The following is a 23,630-nucleotide window of genomic DNA, read 5'->3' as shown; positions in this document are numbered from 1 at the left end:
GAAAATATATTATTATTTTCCAGTAACAACTTTAGCATGTCTTATCACTTTTTCTTTTAGAAAATATCCGGATTCTATTATTTCTATAATTTTTCCTTTTAAATTTTCTTTTATTGTTGGTATTTGTGATATAGCTTCGTGTAAATCTGTATTAAATTCATCTCCTTTTTTTATTTTAATTTTTTTTAATCCTTTTTCTTTTAAAATTTTAATAAATTTTTCTTGTATCAAAGATATTCCTTTTATAAGGAATTCATCTTTAGATTTTTTTAATTCTTTAAGACCACGTTCAAAATCATCCAAAATAGGAATTAAATCTATAAAAATTTCTTCATGAACTGCTCTAAAAATATCAAATCTTTCTTTCTGAATACGTTTTTTATAATTTTCTAATTCTGCAAAAAGACGTAAAAACTTATTTTTTTCCTCTTCTAATTTTTTTTTTAAAATATCTATTTCAGATAGATCCTCTTTACAAGAATAATTTACGTTAGTAATATCATTTTTATTATTAGATAAATCTACTTTTTTTTCAGTTTTCTTTTCAGTTTTCTTTTCAGTTTTCTTTTCAGTTTTCTTTTCAGTTTTCTTTTCAGTTTTTTTTTGATTAATATCCATAATATAAAAATATTTTAAACATAATTAATAGCAAAAGATTTGCCACTATTTATAATTATGACATTATGACATATTTTATATATAAAATTTATAATAAAGAATTGAAATTCAAATATTTTCTAATGTAATTTAATCTTTTATTAGCTATATTTTTTGCTTTTTTAGCTCCTGAAAAAAGAATATTATCTAATAAAGATTTATTTTTTATAAAAGAAAAAAATTTTTCTCTTTCTACTGAAAATTTATGTATAATAAGTTCATATAATGCTTTTTTAGCATCTAAATATCCATATCCTCCTTTTATATATTTGTTTTTCATTTTTTCTATTTTATCCAAAGGAGCTATTAATTTATATAAAGACATTATATTATCTTTTTCAGGATTTTTTTTTTCTTCTAAAGATTTATTGTCTGTATATATATTCATTATTTGTTTTTTTAAAAGATCATCTGATGAAAAAATATTAATATAATTTTTTTTAGATTTACTCATTTTTTTTCCATCTGTTCCAGGAACAGACATTGTTTTTTTTTGTAAAAAAGCATTAGGTTGTATAAAAATTTTTTCTCCTACTTTTTTATTAAAAAAATTAGCTATACGTCTAGCTATTTCAATATGTTGTAATTGATCTTCTCCAACAGGAATAATTTTTGCGTTGTATAATAAAATATCAGCAGACATTAAAATAGGATATATAAATAATCCTGTATTTATTTTATTTTTATTTTCTTCAATTTCATTTTTAAAAGTATGAACTAATGTAAGTCTTTTATAGGGATAAAAACAACTAAAATACCAAGCTAATTCAGTTACTTCTGTAACATCAGATTGTCTATAAAAAAGACAATTTTCTGTATTTAATCCAAAAGCTAACCATGCAGCTGCAATTTTATAAGTATTATCTTTAATATTTTGTAAATTATCTATATTAATCAAAGAATGTAAATCAGCTATAAATATAAATGAAGTATTTTTTTTTTTATTAGCTATATTTATAGATGGAATTATAACACTTAAGATATTTCCTAAATGAGGAGTACCTGTACTTCTAATACCTGTTAACATTTTTTCCATTTTTTTAAAAAATTTACATTGTTAAAAACAAATGTATAATAAATAATGAAAAATATTTATTTTTCATTATTTATTGATTCTAAACCTCCTATTATTTCTAATATTTCTTTAGTGATATTAGTTTGTCTTTCTTTATTATAGTTTAACATTAAATTATTTTTAATATCAAATGCATTTTCTGTAGCTTTATGCATAGATATCATACGTGCTGTATGTTCTGATGCAATAGACTCTAAAAAGATCTTTAATAATTTTGCATTTAAAAATTTTAAAATTATATATTCTAAAATGATTTCTTTAGAAGGTTCTAAAATAGAAAATGATATTTTTGTATTTTTTAAATCTTTTATAACAATTGGAAGAAATTTTTCTACTATTATTTCTTGAAATAAAGAGTTTTTTAAACTATTATATACTAAATAAATTGAAGAAAAATTTTTTTTAAAAAAATCTTTAATTAATTGTTTAACAAAATTAATTCTTTCTTCATAAGAAAATATATTCATGTAATCATATATGCTGTTATTGATTTCATACATATTGTATTTTTTTGATAAAAAAGAAAACCCTTTTTTACCTATAGAAAAAAAAATACATTTATTTGGATCTTTTTCTTTTTTTAAAATTTGATTAATTTTTTCAAAAATTAAGGAATTAAAAGAACCACATAAACCACGATTAGAAGTAAATATAATAAATAGTTTTTTTCCTATTGAAGAAAAAAAATATTTTTTTTTGATTAAAAAATCTTTTTCAAAATCTAAAAAAAATGATTTAATATAATCTAAATAAATTTTTGCTTGTATTAGCTTATTTTTGGATTTTTTTAATTTAACAACAGAGATCATTTTCATTGCTTCAGTAGTTTTTATAACCGATTCTATTGATAAAATTCTTCTCTTGATCTCTTTTGTATTATCCATAAATAATTTAATTAATAAATATATTTCCTACTAATTTCAAATGCTACTTTTTCTAAAATTTTAGATATTTCTTCATTAAGAATACCATTTTTTAAAGATTTTAATAAGTTTTCATGTTTTTCTTTTAAATAAAAAAGATATTCTTTTTCAAAATCTAAAACTTTATCAATAGGAAAATCTTGTAAAATATTTGTAGTTCCCACATAAATAATAGCAATTTGATCCTCTATATCATATGGATAATGAGCAGTTTGCTTTAATATTTCTACGTTAATTTTTCCTTTTTTTAATATTTTCATAGTAGAAGGATCTAATTCAGAACCAAATTTTGAAAAAGATTCTAATTCTCTAAATTGTGCTTGATCTAATTTAAGAGTCCCTGATACTTTTCTCATAGATTGAATTTGAGCTGCTCCACCAACACGAGAAACAGATATGCTATCATTTATTGCAGGTCTAATTCCAGAATTAAATAGATCTTTTTCTAAAAATATTTGTCCATCTGTAATAGAAATAACATTAGTAGGTATATAAGAAGATATATCTCCAGATTGAGTTTCAATAATAGGCATAGCTGTTAACGATCCTCCACCTTTTATATTATTTTTAATAGATTTTGGAATATTATTCATTTTTTCAGCCATTTTTTGATCTTTTATAATTTTAGCTGAACGTTCTAAAAGACGAGAATGTAAATAAAAAACGTCTCCTGGATAAGCTTCTCGTCCAGGAGGACGACGTAATAATAAAGATATTTCTCTATAAGAAACAGCTTGTTTTGATAGGTCATCATATATTATTAAACAAGAACGACCCGTATCACGAAAATATTCACCAATAGTAGTACCTGAAAAAGGAGAATATACTTGTATTGAAGCAGATTCAGAAGATTTTGCTGCAACTATAACTGTATATTCCATAGCTCTATTTTCTTCTAAAATTTTATTAATTCTTGCAATTGCAGATCCTTTTTGACTAATAGCCACATAAACACAATAAACTGTATTTTTTTTTTCAAAAAATTTTCTTTGATTAATTATAGTATCAATAGCTATAGTTGTTTTTCCAGTTTGTCTATCTCCTATAATTAATTCTCTCTGACCTCTTCCTATGGGAATCATAGAATCTATAAATTTGATACCAGTTTGAAGTGGTTCTTTAACAGGTTCTCTATAAATAACACCTGGAGCCTTTCTTTCTAAAGGCATATCAAATAATTCACCTTTTATAGGTCCTTTTCCATCAATAGGATTTCCTAATACATTTACTACACGACCTAACATTCCTTCTCCTACTTTTATAGAAAAAATTTTACCTGTTCTTCTTACTGTATCTCCTTCTTTTATATTTTTAGATGAACTAAGTAATACAATACTTACATGATCTTCTTCTAAATTAAAAACTATGCCTACTATTCCAGAATGGAATTCTATCAATTCTCCATAAAAAGCATTATTAAGACCAAAAGATCTAACTACTCCATCTCCTACTTGAACAATAATACCATATTCACTCAATTTTGATTCAAATTTAAAATTTGATAATTGTTCTTTAAGTATCGATGATATTTCAGAATATTTTAAATCAGACATATAAAAATTTTATTTAATAATTTTTAAATGTTTTTTTTAATAAAAAAAATTGTTTTTTAATACTAATATCCCATTCTTTATTTCCTATAATAAATATAAATCCTCCAATAATAGACTTATCTATTTTATTAATTATATGAAATTTTTTATCTACATATTCAAATTCAAAAAGGGTTATTTTATGTGCAATTTTTTTTTGTATATTTATACTTAAAGGATATGCAGATATAATAGAACACTCAATGAATCCTTTTTCTTTTTTATATATTTTTTGATACTCTAAAAAAATTTCTTTTAAAAGAAATTCTCTTTTTTTTAAAATTAATAATTTTATAAAATTAAAAAGTAAAATATCAAAAGATAAAAAAATTTTTTCGAAAATTTTTATTTTTTGATCAATAAATATTTTACTATAAATAATTTTATTAAAATCATGATTTTTATGTAATAAATAATATATTTTTTTTATTTTATGATAAAAACAATTAAATTTTGTCAAATTCATTTTTTTTGAATGTTCAAAAAGAACATTAGCATAATGTTTAATTATTTTTTTTTTATTATAAAACATTTTTGATATAAAATTAGTAAAATTTATCTACCAATTCTTTTATAAATTCATCTTGTTTATTTGTTTGATTTAATTCTTTTATTAATATTTTTTCTGCTATTTTGACAGATATACCTCCTATTTTATTTTTTAATTCATTTAATACAGCTTCTTTCTCTATTTTAATACTTTTTATTGTTTCTTCAATAATTTTTTTCTTTTCTATCAATCCCTCTTTTTTAGCCTTTATTTTTATTTTTTCTTTAATTTGAAGCGCTTCTTTTAAAATTATATCCCTCTTCATATGAATTTCTTTTAATATTTTTTTCTTTTTATTTTCTACATCTATCAATTCTTTTTTTATTATATCTGCTTTTTCAATAGATATTTGAATCTTTTTTTCTCTTTGATCAATAAAATTGATTATTGGTTTCCAAGCAAATTTGGAAAGAAATAACATTAATGTAACAAATATTATTGTATGCCAAAAAATCAATCCAACAGAAGGAGTTACCAAATCCATATTTTAAAATTTATTTAAAAACAGCTAATAAAGCAGTTACTATACCAAATAAAGCTGCTCCTTCTATAAGCGCAGCTGCTATAATCATAGCATTTTGTATTTTTTCTGAAGCTTCAGGTTGTCTAGCAATAGATTCCATTGCAGAACCTCCTATTTTACCAATTCCTAAACCGGCTCCTATTACTGCAAGACCAGCTCCTAAAGCGGCTAAACCTGAGTAAGTTAAATCTATATCCATATTGTTTATATTTTTAATGAATTTTATTTTCATAATTTTTGACAGATATCCCTATAAGTAAAGAAGATAAAGTTGTAAAAATAAAAGCTTGTAAAAAGGATACCATAATTTCTAACATAGAAATAAAAAAACCGAAAATAACGGAAAAACCAGCTATAAAAAAATTTTTAAAAATAAAAATAAGACATATAAAACTTAAAATAATTATATGTCCAGCAGTAATATTAGCAAATAATCGAATACACAATGTCAATGGTCTAATAAAAATTCCAATAAATTCTATAGGTGCTAATAAAAATCTAATTCCTATTGGAACTCCTGGCATACAAAAAGTATGTTTCCAATAACTTTTGTTTGCATTAATATTACTTATTAAAAATGTTATACCTGCTAAAACAAATGTAATATTTATATTACCAGTTACATTAGGAAATCCTGGTATAATACCTATTAAATTATTAACTAATATGAAAAAAAAAGATGTTAACAAAAAAGGAAAATATGATCTATATTTTTCTTTTCCTATATTAGGAATAGCGATTTTATCTCGTATAAACAAAATTAAAAATTCTAAAAGAATACCAAAATTCCATTTAATTTGATTGTTTTTATAACTATATTTCATTCGTATAAAAAAATAACATAATAAAATAACAGATATCATAATGGATATCACATTTTTTGTAATAGAAAAATCTAATGGTTTTTCATTTTTTGGAATTCCTTTTGTATCTATATATAAAGTTCCATAAGAATTAGTTTTATATATTCTTTCATGGAACATTTTATAAAATCCATACTTACCTTTTACTACTTTTTCTGATGAAAATTGAGAAGAAGAAAAATATTCTAATCCATTATTCCATAAAAATACAGGTAAAGAAAAAATAATTCCATTTTTGGAAGAACCAATAATATTCCATTCATGAGAATCAGTAATATGTTCAATAATTGTATTAGATATCTTATTATTATCTGAATTATTAGATTTAACAAAAGAAAAAATACAAAAAAATAAAAAGAATAATAATATTTTTTTTAAAATCATTATTTTTTTAAAGAAAATTAATAAACAAATTTAGATCTTTTCCAAAAACAAATTGTTTTTTATATAAAATAATTTTTTACATAAAAAATTGAATTTTCATTTTTTGAATTGAAAGAGTACATTTGTATACAATATTGTTCGAAATTTTATTTATAATGAAGGAAGAAACAAAGCTTATTCAAAGCATTTTATCAGATCCTCTTACAGGTGCTATTTCTACACCTATATACCAAACTTCAACTTATGTACAGGAAGCCCCTGGAATTCATAAAGGTTTTGATTATACAAGAACAAATAATCCTACTAGGAAAATATTAGAACATTTAATTACGGATTTAGAATATGGTTATGCTAGTTTAGCTTTTTCATCAGGATTAGCATCTATAGATGCAGTTATAAAATTATTAAAATATGGAGATGAAATAATAGCAGTAGATGATATTTATGGAGGAACTTTTCGTTTATTAAATTTGTATAAAAAATTAGGTATTAATACTAAATTTGTAGATACAACTAATACTGAAAAATCTACTTCATTAGTATCTAATAATACTAAATTAGTTTGGTTAGAAACTCCTACTAATCCTACCTTAAAAATTTCTGATATAAAATCTATTAGTAAAAAATCTAAAAAAATAAATCCAAAAGTATTAATTGTAGTTGATAATACTTTTGCTTCTCCTGCTATTCAAAATCCTATTAAATTAGGAGCGGATATAATAATTCATAGTGCAACAAAATATTTAGCAGGACATTCAGATGTATTAGCCGGATTAATTACAGTAAAAGATCCAAAATTATATGAAAAATTAAAATATATTCAAAATGCAACTGGAGGAGTTTTATCACCTATTGATTGTTGGTTAACTATAAGAGGAAGTCAAACTTTATATTTACGTGTCAAGAAGCAATCTGAAAATGCATTTAAAATTGCTTCTTTTTTAGATAAAAAAAAAGATTCTTGTATTGATAAAGTATATTATCCAGGATTATCATATCATAAAAATCATTCAATAGCATTAAAACAACAACGATATTTTGGAGGAATAGTATCTTTTAGTCTTAAAAATGATACAATAGAATCATCTAAAAAAATAGTGACATCTACTAAGATATTTAAATTAGCAGAAAGTTTAGGAGGAACAAAAAGTTTAATTTGTCATCCATCTACTATGACACATAAATCTACTCCTTTAGAAATAAGAATTAATGCAGGAATACAAGATTCTTTGATTCGTTTATCCCTTGGTATAGAAAACATAGAAGATCTTATAGACGATATAGATCAAGCTTTAAAATAATTTTTCATCATTTAATGAAATTCCTATAGAATATAATTCTTTACGTATTCTATCTGATAAGATCCAATTTTTTTGTTTTCTTGCTTCTATACGGATCTCTATTAATTTTTTAATAAGTTTTTTTAATTTATCAGAATCTTCTTTTGAAGTATTTTTTTCTTTATATTGAAGACCTAAAATATCAAAAACAAAATAATTCATATATTTTTTAAATAAAAAAATATGATATTTATCCATATTTTTAATATAAAATGAATTAATAAAATGAGTAGCTTTAAATAAATGTGTAATCAATAAAGGAATATTAAAATCATCATTAATAGATTTATAACAATCATAAATCCAATTTTTTACATTAAAAATATTATTTTCTTTTGTAATTTCTGAATTTATATTATTTAATATATTTATAGATTTCATTATTTTATAAAATCCTTTTTTAGCATTTAAAAAATCTTCATACGAAAAATTAAGAATATTTCTGTAATGTGTTTTTAAAATAAAAAATCTAAGTATACTAGGTGATAATTTAAATTTATTTATTACATCATCTAAATACAAAAAATTATTCGTAGACTTACTCATTTTTTTCCCATTTAAAGTTAACATATTAGTATGCATCCAATAACGTACAAAATTATTGTTATAAGCTCCTATAGCTTGTGCTATTTCACATTCATGATGAGGAAATTTTAAATCTATTCCTCCTCCGTGAATATCAAAATATTCTCCTAAATATTTAGTACTCATAGTAGTACATTCTATATGCCAACCAGGAAATCCTTCTCCCCATGGAGAATTCCATTTCATAATATGATTATAATGTGCTCTTTTCCAAAGAGAAAAATCTTGATAAGATCGTTTTTCTTCTGAAAAAGAAATTTTTTGATTAAAAAGTTTTTTAATTTTATTCTTACTAAGAATTCCATAAGAATATAATTTACAATACTGATTTAAATCAAAATAAACAGATCCGTTTATTTCATATGCTAATTTATTAGAAATTAATTTCTTAATTATATCTATTTGTTCTATAATATGTCCTGTTGCAGTAGGTTCTATATTTGGAGGTAATATATTTAAAATATTTAATAATTTATGAAAATGAATAGTATATTTTTGAACTATTTCCATAGGTTCAATACCTTCTATACGTGATTTTTTACAAATTTTATCTTCTCCATTATCCTTTTCATTTTCTAAATGTCCTACATCAGTGATATTTCTTACATAACGTACTTTATAACCTAAATGTTTTAAATATCTATAAACAATATCAAATGATATAAATGTACGACAATTTCCTATATGTAAATAATTATAAACTGTAGGTCCACAAACATAAATGCCTACATATTTATTATTATGTATAGGTTTAAAAAATTCTTTTTTACCTGTTAAAGAATTATATATTTTTAAATGATTTTGTATATCATTTGTTAAATTTTTATATTTCATTTTCTAGGAAATTCCAATATGATTAAAAAATTCTTTTCGTATTTCTGAATTTTTTTTGAAAGATCCTATCAATTCAGTAGTAATAGTTTGACTATTTACATCTTGAATTCCACGAGAATTTACACATAAATGTTTTGCTTCTATAACACAAGCTACGTCTTTTGTTTCTAATATTTTATGAAGTGATTCAACTATTTGTATAGTTAAACGTTCTTGAACTTGTGGTCTTTTTGCATAAAAATTTACGATTCTATTTATTTTAGATAGACCTATTACTTTTCCATTAGAAATATAACCAACATGAGCTTTACCTACAATAGGAAGAAAATGATGTTCACATGTAGAATACACTGTTATATTTTTTTCTATTAACATTTGATTATATTTATATTTATTCTCAAAAATAGAAGTTTTAGGTGTTAATTTTGGATTTAATCCACTGAATATTTCTTGTATAAACATTTTTGCTACACGTTTTGGTGTACGACGTAAACTATCATCTTTCATATCTAAACCTAATAGATCCATTATTTTAAAAAAGTATTTTTCTATTTTTTTAATTTTTTCTTCATCATTCATAAGAAAAGCATCTTTCCTCAAAGGATAATCATAATTATTATCAAAAATATAATTTTTATTGTTTTTTTTTTTTCTTCCATCATAAAGAAAAATTAATACATGATAAAATAAAGTTACAAAAATGATTTTGTATGTTAGTAAACATCATTTTTTAAAGTTTAAAATTTTTTTAAAATTTTAGGGATTTTACAAACTGGTATTTTTATTATTTTATGCTTATTTTTTTTATGTAATTTTTGGTATATTTTTAATATATTATTTTCTTTTTTAGAAAAGTTATAATTTTCTTTTTTTTTCATATTCATAGCCCATTCTAATTCTTCGTAAGTAGCACCTAATTGTTCCTCATCTGAACGTTTATCTTCCCAAAGTCCATCTGTTGGTTTTGCTTTTTGAATTTCATCAAGAATATTTAATTTTTTAGCTATAAAACGAACTTCAGATTTAGTTAAATCTGCTATTGGATGTAAATCTACTCCTCCATCTCCATATTTAGTAAAAAATCCAACTCCAAAATCTTCTACTTTATTTCCTGTTCCAACAACAAGATAATTTTTTAAATTAGCATAATAATATAAAGTTAACATACGTATACGAGATTTAACATTAACTAACGCTAAATCTGTATTTTTTATTTTTTGATTAACATTAATTGTATGACAAAAAGAAGTAAATAAAATAGATAAATCTTTTTTTAAATAATGAACATTTGAAAATTTAGTAGTTAATAAATTTATATGTTTTTTAGATAAAATATTTTTTTCATTTTCTAAAATAGGCATTTCTAACACTAAAGTAGGATATTTTGTCATAGATACTAAAAAAGACGTTACAGAAGAATCTATTCCACCAGATATTCCAATAATAAAACCATTAGATTTATGTTTATTAATATATTTTTTTAACCAGCATACAATATATTTAATTACTTTTTCATATTTCATAATATTATTAATTTTTAAATTGTATGTCTTTAATTCTAAATTTAGAAACTTCTACTAAAAATTGTTCAATAAGTATTGCTGAAAATGGAAAATGTTTATCTTACATAGAAGAACTTTCAGATCAATATTTTCATTCAGAAAAATTACATACATTTATACAATATGTTATAAATATTTCCAATATAAATATTAGAAATATACAATCTGTTTGTGTAAGTGAGGGGCCAGGATCTTATACTTCTTTAAGGATAGGATCATCTGCAGCTAAAGGTTTGTGTTATTCTTTAGGTATTCCTCTATTATCAATAGATTCTTTAACAATTATGATTCAAAAAATAAATATAAAAAGTGATTTTTTTATTCCTATAATACATACTAAGTCAGACTTATTTTACGTTTCATTATTTAATGAATCAAAAAAGAGATTAAGTTCTATAAAATCTGTAAAAATGTTTAGTAAAAAATTTTTAAAAAAGATAAAAAATAAAAAAGTATGTTTTATAGCAAACATAGAATTTTTTGAATTTTTACATAAAACTTTATATGGAAAAAATTTTAATATAAAAAATGAATTTTTTTATAAAAAATATCCATCTGCAATGGATATGTCTCTTATTTCTTACGAAAAATTTTGTAAAAAAAAATTTCATAATATTGATAAATTTATTCCATTTTATTTATAAATACCTTTTATTATAAAGTATAAAATTTATTAAATGAACGATATAGTTTATATTTTATAAAAAAAATGTAATAATTGCAAAAAAAAAAAAAAATTAAAAATATTTCATAAAAATCATGATTCAAATCAGATTTAGAAATATATTAAAAATAACAACTCCAATTATATTTTTTTATATAATTATTTCTTTAGGATGGAAAAATTATATAAATCAATTTTTTAATATTAAATTCCTTATAGGAATAGTATTAATCATATGTTTTTTACATTTTTTTATTCTTTTTGATAAAACCATTGAAAAAGGTTATAAATCTATGATTTTATTATCTTTTTTTATATTATTTATACCTCTTATTTTTTCTTTTTATAAAATTTTACATGAAAAAAAAATAACAAATGATATAAAAATATTTTTATATATTAACTTAACCTTATATATACTAATTCGATTCACTTATTTTATGAGAGTAGTATATATTAAAATACATAATCCTGCCTATATATTTATTACAAGTTTTGTTTTTTTATCTTTTATAGGATCTTTTTTATTAATGCTACCATCTTCTACAGTAAAAAAAATATCATTTATAGACGCTTTATTTACTTCTACTAGTGCAGTATGTGTAACTGGTTTAATAGTATTAGATACAGCTAAGGATTTTACTTATTTTGGAAAAATAATTATTTTAATTTTGATTGAATTAGGAGGATTAGGTATTTTGACTATAACTTCTTTTTTTAGTTATTTTTTTAGAGATGGATTTTCTTTTAAAGAAGCTATTTTCATTAGCAATTTTTTAAATACTAAAACTACAAATAATGTATTAAGTTTAGCAGTAAAAGTTGTTTTATTTACTATAACAATAGAATTTATAGGAGCATTACTAATTTATTTATCTATTGATAAAAATAGAATAGAATCTGATAGTATTTTGTTTTTTTCTATATTTCATTCTATATCTGCTTTTTGTAATAGTGGGTTTTCTACTCTTAGTCAAGGTCTTTATTCAGAACCAGTAAGATTTAACTATTTACTACAATTAATTATAGCTTTTTTATTAATATTAGGAGGAATAGGTTTTAATATTTTATTTAATTTTTTTACATATATATGGTTCATTATAAAAAAATATTTTTATAAAATTTTTAAAGATGAATATTTTATATGTCCTATACAAATAGTTACTTTAAATACACAAATAGTAGTACTTACAACTTCTTTTTTACTTTTTTTTGGTACAATTTTTTATTATATAAGTGAATATCATTATTCTCTTTTAGAACATACTTCTTTTTTAGGTAAATGTATTGTTTCTTTTTTTTCATCTGCTACATCTAGAACAGCAGGATTTCATGTATTAAAAATGAGTTCCTTAGCACCTCCTACAATTTTATTCACTATTTTTTTAATGTGGATAGGAGCATCTCCAGCTTCAACTGGTGGTGGAATAAAAACAAGTACTTTTGCATTAGCTTTAATGAATATTATTTCTTTATCTAAAGGAAAAAATAGATTAGAAATACAAAGAAAAGAAATATCATCAAATTTGATTAGATTATCTTTTTCAATTATTATGTTATCTTTAATTGTAATATATATAAGTATTTTAATTATTCTTTTTTTGGATCCAAAAAAAGATATTTTATCTATTTCTTTTGAAGTTTTTTCTGCTTTTTCAACTTCAGGATTATCTTTAGGTATTACTTCTAATTTATCTAATGGAAGTAAATTAATTTTAATATTTTTAATGTTATTAGGAAGAATAGGAGTATTCAATGTTATGATTGGCTTATTAAGAAAAAAAAATAAAATTATTTCTTCTTATTATTATAGATATTCTAAAGCAAATATTCTTATAAATTAAGAAAATAATATGAAAATTATCATTATTGGTTTAGGAAATTTTGGAAGATCTTTAGCTCTTAATTTAACAGATAATGGACATGAAGTATTTGGTATAGATCATAAAATAGAAAAGGTAGATTTGTTAAAAGATCATATTGCAAATGTAGTATGTATGGATGCAAATAATGAATCTGCTTATAAAGTATTACCTATACAACAAGCTAATTTAGGAATTGTGGCTATCGGAGAAAATGAAGGATCATCAATAATAACTACTGCTATATTAAAAAAAAAATATAAACATCTTAGAATAGTAAGTAGATCTTTATCTAAAATACATGATACAATTTTAGAAGCTATGGGAATTAATGATGTCGTTCATCCAGAACAAGACGCTGCATTTAGATTAACTAAACAAATATCTTTTAATTATGCTTTAGATTATTTTAGAGTAGATAATAAACATTCTATAGCAGAAGTTTTTTCTCCATTTTCTTTTAGTGGAAAATCAGTTAAAAGTTTAAAACTAACACAAAAGTATTATGTTTCTTTAATTACTGTAATACGAGATATAAAAAATCCTATGTCCTTTAAAAAGAATTCTACAAGAAAAGTAATAGGATTAGTAACAGGAGATACTATTTTGCAAAAAGGAGATATATTAACTATTTTTGGGTCTAATAAATCTATAATGAATTTTTTAAAAGATAAAAATATTAAATAAAAATAATATTTTGAATTTTAAATTAATAATTTGTAAAATTACATGTAAGGATATTTGTAATTTTTACTTTCTTTAAAAAAAGGATGACCTATAGAATATAATTTTTTTTTATTAAGATTTGAAAATAAAATATAAATAAAAAGTCCTCCTATTAATAGGATAGAACCTATTTCATACATTCCAAATTTTACATTTAAATCTGGATATATAATGCTATATATATTTATATAATGACCAATCATTAAAATTAATCCTACTGAAAATACTATATTTGAATTAATTTTATTTTTACTACTTATTAATGTAAAAAAAGGAATTATAAAATTTGGAATTAACATCCAAAAATGGATGTAATTATAATTTTCTTCTCTTTTTATAAAAAAAGAAATTTCCTCTGGAATATTTCCATACCAATAAAGTAAAAATTGAGAAAACCAAAAATAAGTCCATAATAAACTACTAGAAAATAAATATTTACTTAAGTCATGTAAATGATTTTTATTGAATAAAGTAAAATATTTTTTTTTATTCAGATAAATAGCAATCATTGTAATCATTGAAATTCCTGTAATAATAGTACTACTTAAAATATACCATCCAAATAAAGTACTGAACCAATGAGGATTAAAAGACATGATCCAATCCCATGACATGAATATAGAAATAATAGAAAAAAAAATAATATAAATAATAGATATAAAATTTAATTTTTTATAATCATTTAAAGATGAAGTAACATTTAATACTTTAGAAATTTTTTTTATTTTAAAATAAAAAAAACTACATCCTAATACATAAATAAAACTTCTTATTAAAAAAAATGGAATATTTAAAAACATTTCTTTACTTGCAATAATTTTATCATATTTTAATGAATTAGGGTTATATAAATCAGTATCCATCCAATGAAACATATGAATAATATCTGAAGTGTTTAAAAATATAATTATAAGAATCATAAAACCTCCATATGGAATAAAAGAAGATACTTCTTCCATAATTGGATGAATTATAATGGACCAACCAGACTTTGATACATTTTGTAATACTAAGAAAAATAATGATCCTAAAGATATAGAAGTAAAATAAAAAATAGAAGTATATAATCCTGTAAAAAGTTCATAATATATTCTTTCTTTTTTTATATTATTAAATAAATTAAATAAAATAATAATTAATCCTATAATTATTATTGATATAATAATTATTTTTTTTCTTTTACAAAAAATATACATTTATTTATTTTTTAATAAAATAACATATTCTGCTACTTTCCATCTATCTATTTCATTTAATTGAGAAGCATAAGAATTCATATTATTTTTACCATATGTAATAACATAATAAACACTTCCAATAGTAATATCTCTTTCTTTATAATTAGGAATTCCTAAAATTTTTTCATTTTTTACTAGTTGACCTTGTCCATCTCCATTATCTCCATGACATATAGAACAATTAATTTTATATAATTTTTTTCCTGTTTCAATTATTTCTATTTTTTCATTTACTTCTTTTACTAAAAAGGGATATTTTTTTATTTTTTTAAAATAATTAAAATCTTTATAAGATTTAATATTAAAGTTATAAAAATTGTTTTTAGAAACAGTTCCTTTTACTGGTAAAAGACTAGAAGTTTTTCCTTTTATAAAAAAAGAAATTTTTATTTTTTTATATTTTTTATTGTAATCAAAATATGGATCCGAATAAGGTTCATATGCATCAGAATAATACATATCAGGCATATATACTATATTTGGTTTTTTTTTATCAAACCAACAAGAAGATAAAGATATAATAATAATTAAAAATAATAAATATTGATTCATAAATTATGATTCTTAGTAAAGAATAGTATTTATTTTAATCTCTTTAGCTCCATTTTCTTTTAATAAAGAAACTAATTTTTTTGTATTTATTTCTGTATGTATTTCTATTAAAAACATATTATCAGTAGTTCTAAAATCAGGATTTTTTCGAATAAATCCTGGAAATAATTTACATTGAACAAGATAAGTAATACACATAAAATGAGCAGAAAAAAATATGGATAATTCAAATATTACAGGAATAAATGAAGGAATATTTCTTATCCAAGAAAAAGATGGTTTTCCTCCAATATTTTGAGGCCAATCAAAAATCATAGTATACCAAATAAATATACTAGATATAAAAAAACCAAATAATCCATATATAAAAGAGAGAAAAGATAAATTACTTTTTTTAAGTTTTAATATTTTGTTTAGATTATGAATAGGAAAAGGAGAATACACTTCATGTATACTAAAATTATTATTTATAATAATTTTAATGCTATTTAAAAGTTTTTCGTCATTTTCATACAATGCATATACATTAAAAAATTTAGATCTATTCATTTTATTTTTTATCAGTTTTTAATATTGTTTTTAATTCTGATTGTGAAATAACTGGAAAAACTCGTATATATAATAAATAAAGAACAAAAAATAAGCCAATAGTTCCTATAAATATTCCAACATCTACAAATGATGGAATAAAACCTGTCCAAGAAGATGGAAGATAATCATGACTTAAATTCAAAACTATTATATCAAATCTTTCAAACCACATTCCTATATTTATAATGATAGCTATTATATAAGACCAAAAAAAACTTCTTCGCACAGATTTTATCCACAAAAATTGTGGAATAATTATATTGCAAATAATTAAAGCCCAAAAAGCCCACCAAAATGGTCCTTTAGAAGCTTCTGCAGAAAAATAAATAAATTTTTCAAAAATACTACCAGAATACCATGCAAGAATAAACTCTGTTATATAAGCTAATAAAACAATTCCACCTGTTAATAATATAATCATATTCATATATTCTATATGATTTCTTGTAATATAACTTTCTAAAGAAAGAACTTTTCTTGCAACACCTAATAAAGTTTGTACCATAGCAAAACCTGAAAATATAGCTCCTGCTACAAAATAAGGAGGAAATATAGTACTATGCCATCCCTTAATTACAGAAGTAGAAAAATCAAAAGAAACTATAGTATGTACAGAAAAAACTAATGGTGTGCATAAACCAGCCAAAACTAAGGAAAGTTCTTCAAATCTTTGCCAATCTTTAGAAGTTCCTCCCCAACCAAAACTAAGAATACTATAAATTTTTTTTTGAAAAGGATCAGTTACTCTATCTCGTATCATTGCAAAATCAGGTATTAATCCCATAAACCAAAAAACTGTGGATACAGAAAAATAAGTACTAATAGCAAATACATCCCACAATAGTGGAGAATTAAAATTAGGCCATAAAGTACCAAATTGATTAGGTATAGGTAAAACCCAATGAGCATTCCATGGTCTTCCCATATGAATGATAGGAAATAAACCAGCTTGAATAACTGCAAAAATAGTCATTGCTTCTGCAGAACGATTAATAGATAATCTCCATTTTTGTCTAAATAATAATAAAACAGCAGAAATTAAAGTTCCAGCATGACCAATTCCAACCCACCAAACAAAATTAGTAATATCCCATGCCCAATTAATAGTTCTATTTAACCCCCATACTCCAATACCTGTACCAATTGTATAAAAAATGCATATTAACCCCCAAATAAAAGCAAATAAAGATATAAATATAGCAATCCACCATAAATTACTTGCTTTACTTTCTATAGGTTTTAATATGTCATCGGTAATATTTTTTAATGTTTTTTTACCTAAAATTAATGGTCTTCTAATAGAAGAATAATCATAATGATTTGACATAATTTTTCTATTTCATTTTTATATTATTTCTTCTTTATTTTTATTATTATGAATCTTTAATTGATAAGATATATTAGGTTGTACTCCTATAAAATCAAGAAGTTTATAAGTTCTGGAATCCTTTATTTTTTTATAAATAATACTATTTTTATCATTAATATCTCCAAAAGTAATAGCTTTTGTAGGACAAGAAATACTACAAGCAGTTTCAAATTCTTTATCTTTTATTTTTCTATTTTGTTTTTTAGCTATTCCAATAACATATTGTGTTTTTTGTATGCATAAAGAACATTTTTCCATAACACCTCTAGTTCTAACAACTACGTCAGGATTAAGTACCATTTTTCCTAGTGTATTATTCATATTAAAATCAAATTTTTGATTATTAGCATAATTAAACCAATTAAAACGTCTAACTTTATAAGGACAGTTATTTGCACAATAACGAGTTCCTACACAACGATTATAAGCCATCATATTTTGACCTTGTTTTCCATGAGTAGTAGCCCCAACTGGACATACTGTTTCACAAGGTGCATAATTACAATGTTGACACATAATAGGTTGAAAAGATACTTTTGGATTATTTATTTCTTTTTTATATTTTTTTTCATCACTATAATATCTATCTACACGTAACCAATGCATATCTCTAGATTTTCTTATTTCTTTTTTTCCTACAACAGGAACATTATTTTCTGAATGACATGCTATAATACAAGCTCCACATCCAATACAAGCATTTAAATCTATAGATAGATTAAAATGATGTCCACTTTTTTCTTTTTTATTTTTTTCTTCCCACATAGAAATATGATCTATGGGTATTATTGTATTGTTGATAGATATTTTTTCCTCATGATTCCAAACTTCTTTAGGTTTTTTTAAAAAAGAATCTAAATCTGTTTCTTTAATTAAATCTCTTCCTACTGTTGTATTTTGCAATTGTACACAAGCAAATTCATGTATTTTTCTAGATTTTTTTATTTTTATATTATATTGTATTATATTAAAATCTTCATATACTTTATAGGCATTTTTTCCATTATATAGTTTTCCTTTTTTTTGACCATATCCAAAAGCTAATCCTATAGAACCTATAGCTTGTCCAGGTTGAATTAAAACAGGTAAATTTTTAATGAATATTTTACTATTTTTGATTAAATCTACACAATTTCCATTCAAAGATCCATCTCCTATATTCCAATTTTTTAATCCTATTCTTTTTGCATCAATATACGACATAGTCAAATAATTATCCCAAGTAGTACGTGTTATAGGATCTGGAAACTCTTGTAACCAAGGATTATTATATTGATGGCCATCTCCCATACTTATTTTTGTGTATAGTCTAAGTTCAAAATTTAGATCTTTTTTTTCTAATAATTTATTTTCTTTGTAATACTCTATTTTTTTATTTACATTTTTATATAAAATATTATTTTTATCGTTTATTTCTATAAATCCATGGTATAAAGCTTCATTAAAAGAAGAAACATTAGATTTAGGTATAATATATTTTTCCCAAGTTTTTTTTAAATATTCATAATAATTACTTTCTTTAATTTTCCCCCAAATTATTAAGGAATCTTGTAATTGTCTTGTATTAAAAATTGATTGAATAGTGGGCTGTATAAGTGTATAAACATTATTAATAGGATTAGTATCCCCCCAAGACTCAAGCCAATGTGGTATAGGGGCTAATACCTTCATTATTTCGTTAGTTTCATCTTTTTTTGTAGAAAAAGATACAGTTAAAGGTATTTTTTTTAAAATATTTTTTATTTTAGTAGATAATGATAATGGAAGACTATATAAAGGATTAGTATTATGAATAAAAATACCTCCAATTTTGTCTTCTTTAAAATTTTTAAAAAAATTGATAAATTTTTTATCATTACTTTCTTTTGATAAAATATACCTATCATTTTGTAATGTTTCGCTATTAATTTTTTTATTTATTAAAAAGGATAACTCATAAGATTCTTTATCTCCATCTGCAAAAATAACGCTTTTGGATCCCTTTTCTTTTATTAAAAATGCTATTTTTTTTGATGTTTTATTTTTAGGTTTTTTTCCAAAAAAAATATATTTATATACTTCTAATAACATATTCTTAATATCAGAAGGAATTTTAGATATTCTAATATCTGCGTTAGCTCCAGAAATAGTCATATTAGACTCAATTTGAATATGTTGCATCATAGAATTTTTTGGATTTCTACTTTTTACATAATATTTTGCCATGTTTTCTGGACTCCAATCACCTAAAAAATCAGCATCAAATGAAATTATTAAATTAGATTTTTCTAAATTAAAAATAGGAAAGGCACGAATTCCAAAAACTGATTCTGCAGCATCTAATGCTTTAGAATATGAAACGGCATCATAAGTTATCCATTTAGTATTTGAATATGTTTTTTTAAAATCTTGAATTAATTTTTTTGTAGAAAAACTTGGAAAAGAAGAAGATATAAAGATTATATCTTTTCCAGATTTATATATATATTCTAATTTTTTTAAAATATAATTATCTATCTGATTCCAAGAACATTTTTTCCCTTTTAAAAAAGGATTCTTTAATCTTTCTTCATCATAAAGAGATAATAAAGAAGATTGTATTCTTGATGAAGTTGTATTAAAATATTTTGAAAAAACATTAGGTTCTATTTTTATAGGACGTCCTTCTCTAGTTTTTACTAGAACACATGCTAAATCAAAAGAATCAATCATTGTAGAAGCATAATAAGTAGGTACTCCTGGAGTAATTTCTTCTGGTTTAACAACATAAGGAATAGATTTAATAACTGGTCCTTTACAAGCTGCTAAAGCTACTGAAGCCGTACTAAATCCTATCCATTTAAGAAAATCTCTTCTAGAACTTTTTTCATTAAAAAAGTTTTTTACTGGATTATATGTTATTATTTCTTTTTTATTATTCATAAACGATACAAAAATTAATTAATCCTTTTCATTTTTTTTCTCATTCAATAATGACATTTGGCACATTCTGTTCCACCAATCATATCTACGGTTATTTTTTTATTATTATTTGTAATTGGAAAATGGTATTTATAATATTGATTATTTTTATCTATTTCTGCATTCTTATGACAAGAAATACACCATTCCATAGTAAAATTGTTAGACATTTCTACTTGATCCATTTTTTGAACTTCTCCATGACATGCTTGACATATTAAATCTACATTTTTAAACTTTTTTATCATTTTTTCTCCAGTTATTATATGTTGAGAATGATCAAAATGAACAAAATCTGGCATATTATGTATTCTAACCCATTTAATGGGATGAGTTTTTTCAGAATATTTTCTTTTTTTTGGATCCCATCCTACCGCATAGTATATTTTTTGTATTTCTTTATTATAATAATCTATACTTTTTCCTTTTTCTATATAATTTCCATTATATTCATCAATAGTTATATGACAATTCATACAAACATTAGCAGATGGTATACCAGAAACCTTACCATATTTAGCAGTAAAATGACAATATTGACAATCAATTTCATTGATACCAGAATGTATTTTATGAGAAAAATAAATAGGTTGTTCTGGTTTATAACCTTTATTAACATCAATTTTCATCATAAAACTCCAAATACCATATATTCCTAATAAAACAAAAAAAATCATAAAAGAAGATAACAAATACCACTTATTTTTTTTTCTTCCTAAAAATTTTTTGTATAAAATATTTATAGGGAAATCTATCTTTTTGAAAACAGGATCTTCTTTTGTTTCATTAAGTAACTTAGTTAAAATATAAATTCTATATAAAACCCAAAAAGATATTAAAGAAAATATACTAAAACAAAAAATAATTAGTTTAATTAAAAATTTTTTTTCTCCTATTTCTGTTACTTCTATTTTATTATTTTTTTTATCTATATCTTTTTTTATATTTGGATTTCTTATAAAAGAAAGAATATCATCTATCTGATTATCAGATAATGTAGAAAATGAATTCATTTCTACATTATTGTATTTTTTGTAAATAGCTATAGCATTTTTATCTCCACTTTCTCTTAAAGATTTGTTATCTTTAATCCATTTAATCAACCATTCTCTACTTCTTCTTTCTGTTACTCCATGTAAAGCTGGTCCTATCATTTCTTCTTTTAATTTGATAGAATGACATGTAGTACAATTTTTTTTAAAAATATATAACCCATTTTCAGGATTTCCTGTTATATCTTCAGATTTTAACAAAAAAATAAATGAAAAAAGGAAAATAGGAAATAAAATTTTTTTCATAATACAATCAACTTCATGGTTGTTTTATTTAACAAAAATAGAATAAAAGAAAAAAATCTCATTTTTTGAAAAAAAAAAATTCGTAAATTTCTTTATTTGAATCTTTAATTTTGAATTTTTAAATTTGTTATATGAATCGGTTTTTTCTTTTTTTCTTAATGTTAATTATGATATTTAATCATTTAAATTCCAAAAATTTGTATAAAATTAAATTTGTAGAAGAAAAATTATCAAATGGATTACACGTCATTTTACATCAAGATAATACTAATCCTTTAGTTTCAGTTTCTGTATTATATCATGTAGGAAGTAAAAATGAAACACTTGGAAAATCTGGATTTGCTCATTTTTTTGAACATCTTATGTTTGAAGGATCTAAAAATATAAAAAGAGGTGAATATTTTAAATATATAGCATCTAATGGAGGACAAAATAATGCTTATACTAATTATGATGAAACATGTTATTATGAAATATTGCCATCTGATCGTCTTCCGTTAGCTTTGTGGTTAGAATCAGAAAGAATGTTACATGCTAAAGTAGATAAAGAAAGTATTAACATACAAAGAAAAGTGGTAAAAGAAGAAAAAAAAATGCGTATAGAAAATCAACCATATGTAACTGCACTTACAGAAGTAATACCATTTTTATTATTTAAAAAACATCCATATAAATATCCAATTATTGGATACAATAAAGATTTAGATTCAGCTACAGAAAATGATTATAAAGAATTTTATAAAACTTATTATGTTCCAAATAATGCTATTTTAGTTGTTGCAGGAGATTTTAAAATGAATTTAACCAAAAAATTAATTAAGGAATATTTTTCATCTATTCCAAAAGGAAAAATGAATTTTAAAATGAAAAAAATGATAGAAGATCCTATAAATAAAGAAATATTTTATACTTATAAAGATAAAAATATAAAAGTTCCTGGAGTTTTTTTATCTTATAGAGTTCCAAAAATAACGGATAAAGATTCATATGTATTAAAAATAATAGATCATGTGCTTTCTTATGGAGAAAGTTCACGTATAATGAAAAATGTAGTAAATACCAAACAAATAGCATCTTATGCAGGTTCTTTTTTAGATGCAATGGAAGATTATGGAATTTTTATTATATATGGATTGGTTAATCATGGAACAAATTTGAATCAATTAACAAAAATAATAGATGAAGAAATTGATCTTTTAAAAGAAAAAGGAATTACACAATATGAATTAAAAAAACAAATAAATTGTTTTGAAAAAAAATTTATATCAGATAATTATTCCATGAGTGGAATAGCTGCTAACTTATCTCATTATCATCTATATTATAAAAATACCACTTTAATTAATACTGATATAGAAAAATATTATTCTATATCTATAGAAGATATTAAAAGAGTAGCTAATAAATATTTAAATAAAAATAATAGAGTACGCTTGTACAATGTTCCAGATCAAAAATAACATAAAAAATACAATTTTTTTTATTGTAACAATTTTTTTTTA

The 23,630-nt window shown here is 22.0% G+C and carries 22 protein-coding genes; 5 read left to right on the top strand and 17 right to left on the bottom strand.

Features of this window, described 5'->3' with window-relative positions:
- Positions 1-12: 12 nt before the first annotated feature.
- The 8 genes from H0H36_RS00395 to atpB all read right to left on the bottom strand — a co-directional run bounded on the left by H0H36_RS00395 (position 13) and on the right by atpB (position 6,567).
- Positions 13-618: a nucleotide exchange factor GrpE gene (locus H0H36_RS00395; RefSeq protein WP_185869681.1), complete on the bottom strand. Its 606-nt coding sequence runs from the start codon at positions 616-618 to the stop codon at positions 13-15.
- An 88-nt stretch (positions 619-706) separates the two neighbouring features.
- A complete protein-coding gene (gene trpS, locus H0H36_RS00390) occupies positions 707-1,693 on the bottom strand; it encodes a tryptophan--tRNA ligase (RefSeq protein ID WP_185869680.1) in 987 nt (328 codons plus the stop codon).
- Positions 1,694-1,749: 56 nt separating this feature from the next.
- Positions 1,750-2,616 carry an ATP synthase F1 subunit gamma gene (gene atpG, locus H0H36_RS00385; protein ID WP_185869679.1) on the bottom strand — a complete coding sequence of 289 codons (867 nt, stop codon included), beginning with the start codon at positions 2,614-2,616 and terminating at the stop codon, positions 1,750-1,752.
- Between the two features lie 11 nt (positions 2,617-2,627).
- The gene (gene atpA, locus H0H36_RS00380; RefSeq protein ID WP_185869678.1) at positions 2,628-4,208 is read right to left on the bottom strand and encodes a F0F1 ATP synthase subunit alpha; all 1,581 of its coding nucleotides are present in this window, start codon (positions 4,206-4,208) and stop codon (positions 2,628-2,630) included.
- A gap of 13 nt (positions 4,209-4,221) precedes the next feature.
- Positions 4,222-4,779, bottom strand: coding sequence for an ATP synthase F1 subunit delta (gene atpH / locus H0H36_RS00375; protein WP_185869677.1), 558 nt, complete (start codon positions 4,777-4,779; stop codon positions 4,222-4,224).
- A gap of 13 nt (positions 4,780-4,792) precedes the next feature.
- Positions 4,793-5,281, bottom strand: a complete 489-nt coding sequence (gene atpF, locus H0H36_RS00370) for a F0F1 ATP synthase subunit B (protein WP_185869676.1) — start codon at positions 5,279-5,281, stop codon at positions 4,793-4,795.
- A gap of 10 nt (positions 5,282-5,291) precedes the next feature.
- On the bottom strand, positions 5,292-5,519 hold the full coding sequence (atpE, locus tag H0H36_RS00365) for an ATP synthase F0 subunit C (protein WP_185869889.1): 228 nt from the start codon (positions 5,517-5,519) through the stop codon (positions 5,292-5,294).
- A 13-nt stretch (positions 5,520-5,532) separates the two neighbouring features.
- Positions 5,533-6,567 (bottom strand): F0F1 ATP synthase subunit A, encoded by a 1,035-nt coding sequence (gene atpB / locus H0H36_RS00360; protein ID WP_185869675.1) that lies wholly within the window; start codon positions 6,565-6,567, stop codon positions 5,533-5,535.
- Positions 6,568-6,722: 155 nt separating this feature from the next.
- Here atpB and H0H36_RS00355 point away from each other — a divergent pair, with 155 nt between their 5' ends.
- A complete protein-coding gene (locus tag H0H36_RS00355; RefSeq protein WP_185869674.1) occupies positions 6,723-7,868 on the top strand; it encodes a trans-sulfuration enzyme family protein in 1,146 nt (381 codons plus the stop codon).
- On the opposite strand, the gene cysS is transcribed toward H0H36_RS00355, so the two are convergent.
- The 3 genes from cysS to nadE all read right to left on the bottom strand — a co-directional run bounded on the left by cysS (position 7,860) and on the right by nadE (position 10,849).
- Positions 7,860-9,326, bottom strand: coding sequence for a cysteine--tRNA ligase (gene cysS / locus H0H36_RS00350; RefSeq protein WP_185869673.1), 1,467 nt, complete (start codon positions 9,324-9,326; stop codon positions 7,860-7,862). The genes H0H36_RS00355 and cysS overlap by 9 nt on opposite strands.
- A gap of 3 nt (positions 9,327-9,329) precedes the next feature.
- Entirely contained in the window at positions 9,330-9,953 is a 624-nt protein-coding gene (folE, locus tag H0H36_RS00345; protein ID WP_394366973.1) for a GTP cyclohydrolase I FolE, read from the bottom strand.
- A gap of 110 nt (positions 9,954-10,063) precedes the next feature.
- The gene (gene nadE, locus H0H36_RS00340; protein WP_185869672.1) at positions 10,064-10,849 is read right to left on the bottom strand and encodes an NAD(+) synthase; all 786 of its coding nucleotides are present in this window, start codon (positions 10,847-10,849) and stop codon (positions 10,064-10,066) included.
- Between the two features lie 23 nt (positions 10,850-10,872).
- On the opposite strand from nadE, the gene tsaB reads away from it, so the two are divergent.
- From tsaB to H0H36_RS00325, 3 genes are all read left to right on the top strand, one after another.
- Positions 10,873-11,532 (top strand): tRNA (adenosine(37)-N6)-threonylcarbamoyltransferase complex dimerization subunit type 1 TsaB, encoded by a 660-nt coding sequence (gene tsaB, locus H0H36_RS00335; RefSeq protein ID WP_185869671.1) that lies wholly within the window; start codon positions 10,873-10,875, stop codon positions 11,530-11,532.
- A gap of 115 nt (positions 11,533-11,647) precedes the next feature.
- On the top strand, positions 11,648-13,396 hold the full coding sequence (locus tag H0H36_RS00330; RefSeq protein ID WP_185869670.1) for a TrkH family potassium uptake protein: 1,749 nt from the start codon (positions 11,648-11,650) through the stop codon (positions 13,394-13,396).
- Positions 13,397-13,405: 9 nt separating this feature from the next.
- The gene (locus H0H36_RS00325; protein ID WP_185869669.1) at positions 13,406-14,101 is read left to right on the top strand and encodes a potassium channel family protein; all 696 of its coding nucleotides are present in this window, start codon (positions 13,406-13,408) and stop codon (positions 14,099-14,101) included.
- A 38-nt stretch (positions 14,102-14,139) separates the two neighbouring features.
- Here H0H36_RS00325 and H0H36_RS00320 read toward each other — a convergent pair whose 3' ends face one another.
- The 6 genes from H0H36_RS00320 to H0H36_RS00295 are packed head-to-tail and all read right to left on the bottom strand — an operon-like array spanning position 14,140 to position 22,128.
- Positions 14,140-15,336, bottom strand: coding sequence for a hypothetical protein (locus tag H0H36_RS00320; protein ID WP_185869668.1), 1,197 nt, complete (start codon positions 15,334-15,336; stop codon positions 14,140-14,142).
- Positions 15,337-15,930 carry a c-type cytochrome gene (locus tag H0H36_RS00315; protein WP_185869667.1) on the bottom strand — a complete coding sequence of 198 codons (594 nt, stop codon included), beginning with the start codon at positions 15,928-15,930 and terminating at the stop codon, positions 15,337-15,339. It lies immediately after the preceding gene.
- A 12-nt stretch (positions 15,931-15,942) separates the two neighbouring features.
- Positions 15,943-16,479, bottom strand: a complete 537-nt coding sequence (locus H0H36_RS00310) for a DUF3341 domain-containing protein (RefSeq protein ID WP_185869666.1) — start codon at positions 16,477-16,479, stop codon at positions 15,943-15,945.
- A 1-nt stretch (position 16,480) separates the two neighbouring features.
- The gene (gene nrfD / locus H0H36_RS00305) at positions 16,481-17,848 is read right to left on the bottom strand and encodes an NrfD/PsrC family molybdoenzyme membrane anchor subunit (protein ID WP_185869665.1); all 1,368 of its coding nucleotides are present in this window, start codon (positions 17,846-17,848) and stop codon (positions 16,481-16,483) included.
- 18 nt (positions 17,849-17,866) lie between these two features.
- Positions 17,867-20,791: a 4Fe-4S dicluster domain-containing protein gene (locus H0H36_RS00300; protein WP_185869664.1), complete on the bottom strand. Its 2,925-nt coding sequence runs from the start codon at positions 20,789-20,791 to the stop codon at positions 17,867-17,869.
- Between the two features lie 44 nt (positions 20,792-20,835).
- Entirely contained in the window at positions 20,836-22,128 is a 1,293-nt protein-coding gene (locus H0H36_RS00295; protein WP_185869663.1) for a c-type cytochrome, read from the bottom strand.
- Between the two features lie 131 nt (positions 22,129-22,259).
- Here H0H36_RS00295 and H0H36_RS00290 point away from each other — a divergent pair, with 131 nt between their 5' ends.
- Positions 22,260-23,588, top strand: a complete 1,329-nt coding sequence (locus tag H0H36_RS00290) for a M16 family metallopeptidase (RefSeq protein ID WP_185869662.1) — start codon at positions 22,260-22,262, stop codon at positions 23,586-23,588.
- Positions 23,589-23,630: the final 42 nt, after the last annotated feature.

The organism is Blattabacterium cuenoti, from assembly GCF_014252395.1.
In the GTDB taxonomy this organism is placed as follows: domain Bacteria; phylum Bacteroidota; class Bacteroidia; order Flavobacteriales; family Blattabacteriaceae; genus Blattabacterium; species Blattabacterium cuenoti_AA.
This window is presented reverse-complemented; position numbering and strand designations above follow the sequence as displayed.